The sequence below is a fragment of the Allorhizobium sp. nf9_anc genome (assembly GCF_056323085.1).
This window is the reverse complement of record NZ_CM150481.1, coordinates 170,730-183,503: the sequence shown is the minus strand read 5'-3', so window position 1 is coordinate 183,503 and position 12,774 is coordinate 170,730. Positions and strand designations below refer to the sequence as shown.

Here is a 12,774-nt window from a genome sequence, read left to right as displayed (position 1 = left end):
GACAGATGACCATGTCCACGATCGATCATGACGATAGCCTGAAGCTCGGTCATGGCGATGCGCAGGCGGCCAAGGCGCCGGCCAAAAAGTTCGCACTCGCCGAGATCCACGACCGCACCCTGTGGTCCCCGGGCATCTTCGCCGTGCTTTCCATGGGGCTCGGCGCCTATCTCGGGCGGTTGCGTGACATGGTTAATCCGGCGCCCAATACGCAAGTGCCCGAGGACAAGAAGACGGTGGCACTCAACGACGACACGGCCCCGCCGGTCGAGGACGACGCAGAGAGCGGCGTGGACATTGCCGCTTTCTGGCAGGAGATCCAGCGGCGCTATGAAGATGTTGTCGAGCAGATCGAACAACCCCGCCGGCTCTATTCCTCGATCCGCTACAACGCCCAGGACTTTATGCTGGAGGGCGGCTATACCGACCGGCCCTTCCAGGGTGTGTCGATCGACGTTGCTGCCAACGGCTTCCGCTTCGTGTCTCCGACCGTCGCCCGGCCGCGGTTCAGTGATCTCACGCTGCCCAAGGCAAACAGTGACGCGTCTGGCGGACTGCCAGCTTCTGCAGGCCAGGGCAGTGGCAATGCCGGCGGCGGCACCGAGCCTCCACCTGGGGGCGGCTCGACCGGTGGCAACAGCCAGCCGGTCAATCGGGCGCCGGTGTCGCGCGGACCCGTCTATCTCGGGACGGGACTGGTCAACCTGTCGATGCTCTTGATGTGGGCCGACCTGGCTCGCGCAGGCATCGATCCCGACGGAGACAAGCTCACGATCTCCGCGATCCAGGCAACCTCGGGCGAGGTCAGAAGCTATGGCAGCGACGCCTGGATCTATGTGCCCGAGCGCGACAAACAGGGTCTGGTCACGCTTAACTTCACCCTCAGCGACGGCAAGGCGACGATCCAGGGTCAGGCCTTCCTCGACATGCGTCCGCATCCGGAGACAGAGATCGAGGGAACGGATGCAGATGACGTGCTTCTCGGCACGCCGGCCAAGGACCTCATCTATGCCGGCGCCGGCAATGACATCGTCTATGGCCGCGAAGGCGACGATCTGATCCTCGGTGGTGCCGGCGATGACCTGCTGATCGGTGGCGACGGTCGCGACGTGATCCATGGTGGTGAAGGCAACGACCGCATCTTCGGCGGTGACGGCGATGACGTGCTCTTCGGCGAGGCCGGCAATGACATGCTGTTCGGCGAAGCCGGGCGCGACAGCCTGATCGGCGGGGATGGCGACGACGTGCTGTCCGGCGGCGACGGCGACGACCGGCTATTCGGTGAACTCGGCAACGACGTCCTGTCGGGCGATGCGGGCCATGACGTGCTGGAAGGCGGTGCCGGTCACGATACGCTCGGCGGTGGCGCGGGTGAAGATGTCATGGTCGGCAATGATGGCGACGATATCTTCGTCGCCGGGGTCCAGCCGGTGCTGGAACTCGAGAGCCTTGCACGGATCGCGATTAGACTGTCGCCTGCAGATGCTGCGGCCACTCCCGCCATCGTTGATGACGGCGACGACGTGATCCATGGCGGCGACGGTAGCGATACATATGACGCCTCCTTCGCAAGGATGGCGGTCGATATCGATCTCGCGGCCGGCTCCGCAGACGGCGACGAGATCGGCAGCGACCGGTTGACCTCGATCGAAAATGCCGTCGGTGGGACGGGGAATGATACGATTGCCGCAAGTTCCGCCGTCAACATTCTCTATGGCAAGGGCGGCCAGGATACCTTCGTCTTCGGTTCCGTCGCCTCAATCGCCAATGGCGGGATGGGCCATGACGAGATCCGCGATTTTAATGTTGGCGACAAGGTCGACCTGTCGAAGCTCGAAGGCGAACTCGGACGGCTCTACTTCGAAGATGGCGAGAGCTCGCTCGAACTCGACGACCATGCGCACAAGACCTTGGTCAAGCTCTACAAGAAGATGATCGACGACGACGATGCAGGCCATCATGTCCTGCAGCTGATCACCGATATCGATGGTGATGAGGACTACGAGATCGTCATCATCAGCGCCCAGGACCTCGATGCCGACGACCTGATCCTGACGGCCTTCCATCTGCCGGGTCAGGTCGAAGGGCTCGTTGCCTGATCTGAACCCGGTAACCGAGCCCTTATTCGGGCCCACATTGTAACCTGCGTATGGGGAAACGACATGACACAGCGTCCAAACGATACCGACACGAATGTCTCGCTGGCCGGCAAGGGCTTGAGAGGGCGCATGCTTGCGGCAACGGCGCTGGGCCTTGCGCTCACCGTCGGGATCGGCGGATGGGCCGCGCAGGCGAAGCTTGCCGGCGCCGTCATATCGCAGGGCGAACTCGTCGTCACCGGCGAAACCAAGCAGGTCCAGCATGTCGATGGCGGCACGATTGTCGCGATCCCCGTGAAGATCGGCTCCTCCGTCAAGAAGGGCGAAGTCGTGTTGCGCCTGGATGACACCCAGATCAGCATCGAACTCGGCATCGTCCAGTCGCAAGTGGCCCAGCTGAGGGCGATGATGGCCCGCCTCGTGGCCGAGCGTGATGGTGCGGACGCCCTCTCCTTCGACGGTCTCGATCTAGCGCCTGACGTCACCCGCGAGGAGCGCAAGCTGTTCGACGAGAACCGCGACATGCGGGCAAACCAGAAACAACAGATCGAGATGCAGATCTCCCAGCTGCGCAACCAGATCGACGGCCTCAAGGAGCAGGAAAAGGCGAACCTTTCCGAAAACGAGCTGATCGCCGAGGAGCTCGCCATGCAGGAGGGGCTGGTGCAGAAGGGGCTCGCCAAGGCGTCTGAACTGCGCGGGCTTCGCCGCCAGATGGTCCGGATCGAAGGCACCATCGGCGATCTCCTCGCCCGGGTCGCGGAGGCCGAAGGTCAGATCAGCGAGCTGAACGTCCGCCTGATGTCGGTGGACCAGACCAGCCGCACCGAACTGCAGAAGGAGATCGTTTCGGTCGAGGCGCGGCTCACCGAACTCGAGCAGCGCGCGCTGCAGCTCACTCACCGGCTGGAACGCACCACCGTCAAGGCGCCGGAAAGCGGCACAGTCTACGACCTGCAGGCCCACACGATCGGCGGCGTCGTCGCCCCCGGACAGGTGATCATGGCGATCGTGCCTGATGACACTGAACTCGACGTGCATGTGAAGGTCGCACCGACCGATATCGACCGCATCTTCGTCGGCCAGACCGCCCGCATGCGCTTCACCGCCTTCAACCGCCAGACCACACCGGAAATCGTCGGTGCCGTCGACATCATCCCCGCCGCAACCGTCATCGACAAGGCGACAAACCTGCCTTTCTACAAGACCAGTGTTACCTTCTCTCCGGACGACCTCGGCGAACTCGCAACCAAGCTCACGCCCGGAATGCCGGTCGAGGTCTATATCGAAACCGAAGAACGAACCGTCATCTCGTTCCTCGCAAAACCATTCACAGACCAGATCACCAGAGCATTCCGAGAGGAGTGATCTCACGGGATCTCACCGCTCCGCATGAGTGTGCGGAGCGGTAACGTGTTTCCTCCCCGGCGCAGAACAGCGGACGGGATCAGCCAAGATGCTGAGTGGGTTCAGGGGCTGGAGCTGAAGACGCACCCACGTTCACTCAGCGTCTGGACGCGGCTGACGATAGGCACGAGCCGCTAATGCCAAAGCCGAAGAGCAGCCCCTGGATCGTGCTTAAGGTCGAACCACCACGCCTTCCCGGCGAAGCGACCGCACTCAACTCATGATCACGAAATCCTCGCCCGTGCGGCTATCCGGGGCGAGTGGGGCGTCGGTCAGTATCAGGACTGCACCCGGATGCAGAACCCTCTGCATGGTCGCTACGAAGGGCGGATCGGCGGAAATACGGGAGAGAAGGTTTGCGGCCGTGCTGACCACGCCGTCGTCCTCGTTCGGATTGGCAAACGCGATCCAGCGCATGCCGAGTGCTGCGTCGTTGATGTCGTCGAGCAGGAAGACATGGCTGCCGACCTTGTCCCGGCCGTTCACCGTGATCCGGCCCTCGGCGCGGATCTCGGAGTTTTCGACCAGCAAAGCCCTGCCATCGAAGGTCGACATGATAACGGAAACGACAGGCTGCTTCTTGAGGTCCGTCCAGTCGTTCGGGCGCTGCTTACCGCTGAGCGCCGTCACGGCATCGCCGAATTCCCGGGCGGCATAGGCACCGAGCACCATGCCGGGATGGGTGAGTTCCTGCGGATCTGCGGCAGCACCCGAGATAATGACGGGGGTGCCGAGATGGGTGATGTCGAAGAGACGCTCGGAAAAGGCCATGGGCAGGCGCACGCAGCCATGGGAGGCCGGATATCCGGGCAGATTGCCGGCATGGAGCGCGATGCCGGACCATGTCAGCCGGTTCATGTTCGGCATCGGCGCATCGTCATAGGTACTCGACTTGTGGTGCTTGTCCTTCTGCAAGACGACGAAGACGCCGGTCGGCGTCTCATGCCCGGGCTTTCCGGTCGAACAGGTGGCGACCGCGATGCGGATGCCATTGCGATAGACATGCACGCGCTGTTCCGGCAGGGAGACCACGACGGCCACGGGCCCTGTGCGTTGCCGCTCCGGATGCCAGGTGAATTCGCCGGGCTTGAGCGCGGCGATCTCCTTCATCACCTCGCCGGCCAGCGACAGGGACGGGCCGGAGAATACGGCCAGTGCCGAGAGCCCGGTCATGAAGTAACGTCTGCCCTGCTCCGTTTTCGTCATTGCCGATCTCTCGTTCACAATAGCGATGGGAGCGACCATTTCAGGACCGATCATGGGTGTCCAATGAGTTTCCTGCTTGAATTTTAAAAAACTCTCATGGAACGTTGCAAGGCTCGCCTCGCGATCTCTGCTTGCATGAGCAGAAATCGATATGGAGGGCGCCCGTTCGGATGTGGTGAGGAGGACGACAGCATGGATTGCCGACATAACCTTCGAGCCTTGCACACTTTTGAAACGGTCTCGCGCCATCTCTCGGTCGCGGCAGCGGCAGAAGAGCTGGGGGTGACACAAAGCGCCGTCAGCCATCAGCTACGCTTGCTGGGCGAGATCGTCGGCGAGCGGTTGTTTCAGAAGAGTGGCCGCGGCATTGCCCTCACAGAAGCCGGTCGCGATCTCGCCCGGCGCCTCCAGCCCGCCTTTGCCGAGATCGACCGTTCGCTGGCCGAGGCGATCGGCGGGACACGCGATCGGGTGAGGCTCGCCATTTGCAGCAGCTTCGCCCAGGCCTGGCTCGTACCCCGACTGCATTCCTTCTATGCGGCGCATCCCGAGATCGATCTGCAGATCATGATGTATGCGCAGGACCCGGAGCTTACCGATGCCACCGGAGACGCATTCGTGACGACGCTGCCCAAGGATCGGGGCTATCACGCTCAACTGCTGTGGCCCGAATACCTTGTGCCCGTGGTGTCGTCGGCGGTTGCGTCGCGGAAAAGGAGCTTCAGCTTCATCACGACCGAATTGCAGCCCGGCAAGATCGGTTCGGACTGGTTGGCCTATGCGCGCCACAGCAGTCGGGCCGATCTCTCCCCCGTCGACGGCCGGTGGCTCTTTGCCTCGCACTATGTGATTGCGCTGGACATGGTGCGCGAAGAGCTTGGTGCCGCACTCATTCCCGATTTCCTCGCCGAGGCCGAACTCAGGGCTGGCCGCCTGACACTTCTCGACGCGGCAGGACTTCCCACGCATGAGGATTATCACCTCTGCATCAAGGAAAGCCGTCGCTCCGAGCCGGGCCTCGAAGCAGTGATGCGCTGGTTCAAGCAGGAGCTCGGAAAAACCGAGCGCAGCGTGCCGAAGGAGCGGCTGAAATTGGTGCAACCATGAGACTTTTTCATATTAGACTAATTTAATTCACTGGTTTGCAATCTATGAGCATGCCAGTCTGAGGACATCGAAAGGTTGCAAGTCAACCGCCCGAAGCCTTGCCCGCGGGAGATGTCCGATGCGTTTGTGGCGTGCGTTCGTCGGTGTTTTGGTGGCAGCAGCGCTGCCCGTCATCGCAGATGTCGGTATCGGCACAGCGGTGGCACAAGATCGCAATGCGCGGGTCGAATTCAGCCGGGGCCAGAGTTCGACGACCATCCGGGGCAGCATTCGCGGCTATGACGGGATCAACTACCGCGTCAATGTGCGCGGCGGCCAGCGGCTCGCCGTGACAATGGATAGCTCCAACGCGAGCAACTACTTCAACATTCTCGGTCCTGATGGTGGCGAGGCGCTCTTCAACGGCTCCATCTCCGGGAACTTCGCCGACGTGATCGTGCCCGCAGGCGGCGACTATGTCGTCCAGGTCTACCTGATGCGCAATGCCGCACGCCGCAACGAACAGGCGCGGTTCACGCTTCGCATCGAGGTGACAGGCGGCAGGCCGATCGCGCCTGTCGCTCCTGACTTTGCCGACGGCCTGTCTGGCGGCCCAGACTTCTTCCAGGTGGCGGGCATTTCCCGCGGCGACGCCCTGAACATCCGAACCCGGCCGAGCGCCCAGAGCCCCATCGTCACGCGCGTCGTCAATGGCGAGATCCTCCGCAATGGTGGCTGCCGCATGACCGGACAGACCCGCTGGTGCCGTGTCTCGCGCCCCGACGGCAGCGATGCCGGCTGGGCGGCGGGACGTTTTCTGATCGAAGCGAGCAACTAGGCCCTGCGGGGCAGCGAAGAGAGACACAAAAACAGGGGGAACAGCATGACCAGCTTCATCATGAAGACCGGAATGATCTCGCTTGCATTGGGTTTGCTTGCAAGCTGCACCTCGGACGGGACGTCGCAACCGCCGCCGATGGCGGCCGCGACCCAGCCCTTGATGGACGAGAGCGTGCCGCCGGCCGCGCGTAGCGCCTGCCTCGCCGCCGTTTCCAACACCGCAAACAACGGCGATGTCCAGATCACCGAAATGATCTTCTCGGAAGCCAATTCGCAGGTCACCGTCGGCGTCGGCCCGACCCGGGCGCCCTGGCGCTGCCTGGTGTCGAACAGCGGCGTCGTCGCCAATGTCATGTCGATGACGAACGAGGGCGCGCTCTGAGGATTGCTACCCTGCGGTGCCGGTTCGCACCGGCACCGGTTTCCGCGCCATAGGCGGCCAAGGCTGCCGGAGGCCGCCTTTTCATTGTTCACCGAAGGGGACCTTCATGCATCGTCTGGCATCTCTTGTAGTCTTGTGCCTGTCCGCCTCCAGCTCCGCTCAGGCGGCCGAGCTTGTTCCGGTGCCGGAAATCGGCCCGGACCAGCTGTCGTTTTCCGCAACCAACATGGACACGTCAGTCGACCCTGGCACCGATTTCTACCGCTATGCGGTGGGCGGCTGGCTGGATCGGGTCGAGCGACCGGCTGATCGTGTCAGCATCGGCACTTTCGACTTCATGGGTCTGAGGCTGACCGCGCAGATGAAGAACCTGATCGCGGAAGCCGGGGAGAAATCCGCCACCGCGACCAAGGGAAGCCCACTGCAGCAGGTCGGCGCTTTCTACAATGCTTACATGGATATCGCCTCGCTGGATGCGAAGGGCATAGCGCCCATCGAGCCTGAACTGGCCCGTATCGACGCCATCGCCAGTCTCGACGATCTCGCGACCTATCTCGGGCGCTATGTTTCCGTTGCCGGAGAGGTTCCCCTGGTCGGCATCGTTCCTTCGGCAGATCAGGCCGATACGACGAAGATGGTCCTCTTCATCGTCAAGGGTTCCCTGATCTTCAATCAGGAAAACCTCTACGAGGCTCCGGCGGGTTCGGCACTCGATATTGCTCTGAGGGGTAACCTGAAGACCGTGCTGGAACAGGCCGGATACGAAACCGCCCGGGCAGCGACCGTGGTCGACATGGTAGCTGATCTGGAACGCGAGCTGCATGGAGCGATGCTGACGCCGGTCGAGTCGATGAACCCGGACAACAGCTACCAGCCCAAACCGTTCGACGCTGTTCAGGCCGAGATCCCGGCACTCGATCTCACGAAAATCCTCGCAGCCGTCAACGTCGCGGTGCCGGAAACGATTGTCCAGACGCAACCCCGCTACCTAGCGACACTTTCGCGGGTGCTGGCGGACAGGCCGCTCTCCGACATCAAGGACTACCTGAAGGTCAGGGCCATAAACCACTTCAAGCCGTTCCTTGGGACACGCTTCGATGACAGTGCCCGCGAATGGAACCGGATCGTCTTTGGCATTGACCGGCTCCCGCCGCGCGAGGAGCTCGTCCAACAGAGCCTGCAGGCCAATATCGGTCATCCCGTTTCGCGTCTCTATGTCGAGCGCCACTTCTCCGAGGAGACCAAGGTCAAAGCGACAGACATGGTGGAGCGTGTTCATCAGACTTTCGAGAACCGCATGAAGGGCCTGACCTGGCTCAACGACGACACCAAGAAAGCGGCCCTCACAAAGCTTGAAAAACTCTCTTACAAGATCGGCTATCCGGAAAACTGGATCGACTATTCGACCGTCGACATCCGCGCGGATGATCTGGTCGGCAACATCATGCGGATCAATGCCTTCGATACCGCGCGCTCCTATGCGAAACTCGGCAAGCCGGTGGAACACGAGGCCTTCGCGGATTCCACCGCAACGCTGCCCGTGATCATCAATGCCGGCTACGACATGCAGATCAACGGCTTTGAGGTGCCAGCCGCGATCCTGCAGCCGGCGGCTTTCGAAGCAGACAAGGATGCGGCCACCTATTTCTGCCGCATCGGCGCGGTGCTCGGCCACGAGATGACCCACGGCTTCGACAGCCGAGGCCGGCTCTATGATGCCGACGGCAATCTGAACAACTGGTGGAAAGCCGAGGATGCCAGCGCCTTCGACAAGGAAGCCGCCAAACTCACCGAACAGGCAAGCGCCTATGAAGTCCTACCAGGCCTCAAGCTGAACGGTGCGCTTAGCGTCGGCGAAAACATGGCGGATGTCGGCGGCATCAACTTCGCATTCGACGCGCTGAAGGACTACCTCGCGGAGCATCCGGAAGAAAATGTCCCGATCGATGGCCTCACACCCGAGCAGCGCTGCTTCATCTCCTGGGCTCAGTTCTGGGCGATGAAGGTGACGGATGAGGCCATCCGCAGCGTGTACATGAGCAACGCGCATCCGCCCGGCTTCTACCGCGCAACGGCGGCTCTCAAACATGTCGACGCCTTCTACGAAGCCTTCGACATCAAGGAGGGCGACAAGGAATGGGTTCCGCCGGAACGGCGCGTAAAGGCTTGGTGAGCCCATCACTGACGGGCATCAGATATCGGGATCATGAACCAGACGAGTGCAAAGGAGAGGGACTATGAAACGGACCATCGCATTGCTCGCGGCCACGACAATGGCTCTTCAGATGGTGATCCAGCCGGCTCAGGCCGGCATGAGCGACAAGGACAAGGCAGCGGCTGCCGCAGCCGCGATCGCCATTCTCGGCATCGCAGCTCTCGCCCACAACAAGCATCATTATGAAGAGGGCTATGAACCTGGCGGTGGCGAGGAGACGGCGGAATTCGAGCGCGGCTATCGCGACGGCGTTCACGGATACCCCTATTGGGAAGGAAACCAGACACGCGGTTATGCCGCAGGCTATCAGGCAGGCGACAGGGAGCGCGAAAACTCGATGGCGCATCGCCAGCAGGCGTCCGCTGCCAAGGCGCCACCCATGGCCTATCAAGGTTGCGCCCAGATCGTGGCCCGCAACTTCGCGGTTGGCACGCATCAGGTTCATTTCACCAAGGCGCGCTCGCCGGGCAAGCATGAATGGATGATCGAGGCCGCAGTTGGACGGCAGTACATGACCTGCAAGATGCGTGACAGTGGTGAATTGATCGACCTGAGGGGCGGCCGTCTCTGACGCCTGCTGGCAGGTCGCGGACACAGATGCCACGACCCGCTTCGTGACCGAAGATGCAGTTATATAGGGGGGTTACAATGGACTATACCGGCATACTGGCCTTGATCTCCTTCCTCACCGGCAATGCCGAGGACGGGTTCGCCACGTTGAAAGCGGGTACGGCGGGAAGCCCGCCGATCACCCAGATCGTCTGCCCCCGACCGCTCCCGGTGGACGAGATCGAAGGCAAGACTGTCTTCTGTGGAAGGGTGCAGGTCCCGGAAGATCATTCGAAGCCTGACGGCAAAAAGATCAGCCTCGACTTCGCGATTCTGAAATCGCATTCGCTTTATCCGGAGCGCGATCCGGTCGTTTATCTGCAGGGCGGGCCAGGCGCGAGCGCCATGGTACAGATCCCACTTCTGGCCCAGACCTTCGAACCCTTCCGGAAGACCCGCGACGTGGTGTTCTGGGACCAGCGCTCGGCAGGCCTTTCAGGCCATTCGGTGAAGTGCTTCAACGCTCTGGCGGCCAATGCCGCCATCATCGCCAAGAAGCAATACACGACCACCGCCATCGACGGATCGAACGTCAACAACAACACGATGGCCGACTGCCTGCGGGAGATCGAGGCCGCCGGCATTGACATCTCAAAGTACAACACAACGGAAAACGCCAGGGACATCCCGACAATCATCAAGACTCTCGGCTACGAGAGCTACAACATGTACGGCATTTCCTACGGCACAAAGCTGGCTCTGGAAGCCATGCGTGTCGTACCCGAAGGCATCCGCTCTGTCATCATCGACGGCGTGGCGCCGTCCTGGATAAAGCTCTACGACACCTTCGCGCTGAAGGTCAGTGAGCCAATCGAGCACGTGGTCGAACAATGCAAGGCGGATCAGACCTGCAATGCGACCTTCCCGGATCTCGACAAGATCATCATCGAGACGCTGCACGCGGCCAAGGCCGGCAAGGTCATCCACCAGGGCAAACCGGTCGAGCCGAAGACGATCTTCCGCCCCTTCGAGGAGCGGAATGCGAAATACGGCAACCTGTCGATGACGCCCTATCTGCCTGCTTTCATCTACGAACTGCATCGCGGCAAGGAGATGCCGACCGTCGACCTGCTTGTCAGGCGCGACTTCGTCATGCCGATGCCGGGCGACGATGACGTGGCCAAGGCGTCTGCGACGCTGCCCAAGGCCGAGCGCGCCATGATCGCGACATTGGCCGACAATGCCGCAATTTCAGCCCGGATCGACCGCTCCAACCAGAACGTCCTCGAAGAACTGCGCGACGAGATCGATGCGGAAAAGAATTATGGTCCTGTGGCCATCCTGTTCGACAGCGAGCTTGAGAGGGCGCTGATTGCTGCGCGCGGATCTGATGCCGCCAAGGCGGCCAGCATGGTGGCTGACTACGCCGCGCTGCAGAATGTTGCCCCCTCAAAGGAAGCGCTCGGCACCTTCATCAAAACTCATACCACGGGCGAAGCCACAGCCCGGCTTTCGTCCCTCATCGATGGCATGAGCGAGGCCGAACTCGCCGGCTACTTCGCCATCATCCAGCGGGACGTCGCAAGATCAGAGGAAGGTTTCTTCGGCGACCTCTATCTCTTCAACTACGCCTGCCAGGAGGACCTGCCGTTCAACAGTTTCGAGGGCTATCAGAAATTCACCGCCGCCCAGAAATACCCTTACATCGGCGATGACGCCGATGAGGCGGCCCGCTTCGTATTCGGCTCCTGCATTCCCTTCAAGCAGGTTCAGCGCGACAACTGGCAGGTCCCGGTCAAGAGCGACATTCCGACCCTGTCGATCGGCAGCCTCTATGACAGCCAGACGCCGGCGAGCTGGGCCAAGACCGCGACCGAGCAGCTGAGCAATGCCCAGGTCTTCATGATCCCCGAGGCCGGCCATGGCGCCCTGCTCTACCAGTCCTGCGTGGCCGATATGGGCGTGGCTTTCATCAATCAGCCGGGGCGCAAGCTTTCGAATGATTGCGCGGAAAGCATCAGCATCGAGTGGCACATACCCCACTGGCTTAACGCCGCCAAATAAGAACCGAGGATCGAATAGAGGGGCATGAGGGGGAACCATGTTCAACGAAACGACTGCCGAAAAACCGCTGCTGCTGCGCGCGCTGCAGTTTCCGTTGACCCGCCTACTGATCCTTGGCGGCATGATTTTCTTCCTTATGGCCTGGACCCAGGGTCAGATGGAGTTGGCCAAGGACAATCCGGCACTGGCACTTGCCATTGCACTCGGCATGAGCGCCGTTGCGCTGGCGATATACATGGCCTGGGGACGGATCATCGAACGGCGCGAGGTGAGCGAACTGTCCACCCCTGGATTGGGCGGGGAATTGGCAGCCGGGGTCTTGATCGGAGCCGGCATTTACACCGCCTGTGTCGTCTGCCTGATGGCGCTCGGCGTCTACCGGGTCGAGGGGCTGAACCCCTGGGGCTTCCTCATCCCGGCCATGAGCATGGCGATCAAGGCCGCGATCTTTGAGGAACTCGTGTTTCGCGGGGTCCTTTTCCGTTCCGTCGAGGATCTGGCCGGGAGCTGAATCTCGATCGCGGTTTCGTCATTCGTGTTCGGCGCCGTGCATTTGGTCAATCCGGATGCAACGATCGCCGGTGCGGCCTATATCGGCATCGAGGCAGGCCTGCTGCTCGCGGCGGCCTATCTGGTCACCCGACGCCTCTGGCTTTGCATCGGTCTCCACATGGGCTGGAACTATTGCGAGTCGGGCGTCTTCTCTGGCGCCGTTTCGGGCGCGGGCAGTGAACCGGGTCTGGTCCGCATGGCCATTGAGGGACCCGACTTCCTGACGGGCGGTACCTTCGGAATGGAACTGTCGATCTTTGCCCTGATCCTGTGTAGCGCCGCAGGTCTCGCTCTCCTGAGAATGGCGATCCGGCGCGGCCACATCGTCCCGGCGCCCTGGATCAGCAAGCGGTGAGTTGCATCCGCTGATCCGC

Annotated in this window: 11 protein-coding genes; 10 read left to right on the top strand and 1 reads right to left on the bottom strand. The window is 61.7% G+C overall.

The window, feature by feature from the left end:
• Positions 1–5 precede the first annotated feature (5 nt).
• Positions 6–2,099, top strand: coding sequence for a cadherin-like domain-containing protein (locus AC02Y0_RS00780; protein ID WP_476381629.1), 2,094 nt, complete (start codon positions 6–8; stop codon positions 2,097–2,099).
• 63 nt (positions 2,100–2,162) lie between these two features.
• Positions 2,163–3,467: an HlyD family type I secretion periplasmic adaptor subunit gene (locus tag AC02Y0_RS00775; protein ID WP_476381627.1), complete on the top strand. Its 1,305-nt coding sequence runs from the start codon at positions 2,163–2,165 to the stop codon at positions 3,465–3,467.
• 252 nt (positions 3,468–3,719) lie between these two features.
• Here AC02Y0_RS00775 and AC02Y0_RS00770 read toward each other — a convergent pair whose 3' ends face one another.
• Positions 3,720–4,712 (bottom strand): L,D-transpeptidase, encoded by a 993-nt coding sequence (locus AC02Y0_RS00770; RefSeq protein WP_476381626.1) that lies wholly within the window; start codon positions 4,710–4,712, stop codon positions 3,720–3,722.
• Positions 4,713–4,904: 192 nt separating this feature from the next.
• Between AC02Y0_RS00770 and AC02Y0_RS00765 the strand changes: the two genes are divergently transcribed.
• The 8 genes from AC02Y0_RS00765 (at position 4,905) to AC02Y0_RS00730 (ending at position 12,755) form a co-directional block, all read left to right on the top strand.
• A complete protein-coding gene (locus AC02Y0_RS00765; protein ID WP_476381624.1) occupies positions 4,905–5,819 on the top strand; it encodes a LysR family transcriptional regulator in 915 nt (304 codons plus the stop codon).
• A gap of 118 nt (positions 5,820–5,937) precedes the next feature.
• On the top strand, positions 5,938–6,636 hold the full coding sequence (locus AC02Y0_RS00760; protein ID WP_476381622.1) for an SH3 domain-containing protein: 699 nt from the start codon (positions 5,938–5,940) through the stop codon (positions 6,634–6,636).
• A gap of 45 nt (positions 6,637–6,681) precedes the next feature.
• Positions 6,682–7,020, top strand: coding sequence for a hypothetical protein (locus tag AC02Y0_RS00755; protein ID WP_476381620.1), 339 nt, complete (start codon positions 6,682–6,684; stop codon positions 7,018–7,020).
• A gap of 106 nt (positions 7,021–7,126) precedes the next feature.
• Complete coding sequence (locus AC02Y0_RS00750; protein WP_476381618.1) at positions 7,127–9,193, top strand: M13 family metallopeptidase; 2,067 nt, start codon at positions 7,127–7,129, stop codon at positions 9,191–9,193.
• Between the two features lie 64 nt (positions 9,194–9,257).
• Positions 9,258–9,806, top strand: coding sequence for a hypothetical protein (locus AC02Y0_RS00745; RefSeq protein WP_476381616.1), 549 nt, complete (start codon positions 9,258–9,260; stop codon positions 9,804–9,806).
• Positions 9,807–9,883: 77 nt separating this feature from the next.
• Entirely contained in the window at positions 9,884–11,848 is a 1,965-nt protein-coding gene (locus tag AC02Y0_RS00740) for an alpha/beta fold hydrolase (RefSeq protein ID WP_476381615.1), read from the top strand.
• A 37-nt stretch (positions 11,849–11,885) separates the two neighbouring features.
• Positions 11,886–12,359 (top strand): hypothetical protein, encoded by a 474-nt coding sequence (locus AC02Y0_RS00735; RefSeq protein ID WP_476381613.1) that lies wholly within the window; start codon positions 11,886–11,888, stop codon positions 12,357–12,359.
• 24 nt (positions 12,360–12,383) lie between these two features.
• The gene (locus AC02Y0_RS00730; protein WP_476381611.1) at positions 12,384–12,755 is read left to right on the top strand and encodes a CPBP family glutamic-type intramembrane protease; all 372 of its coding nucleotides are present in this window, start codon (positions 12,384–12,386) and stop codon (positions 12,753–12,755) included.
• Positions 12,756–12,774: the final 19 nt, after the last annotated feature.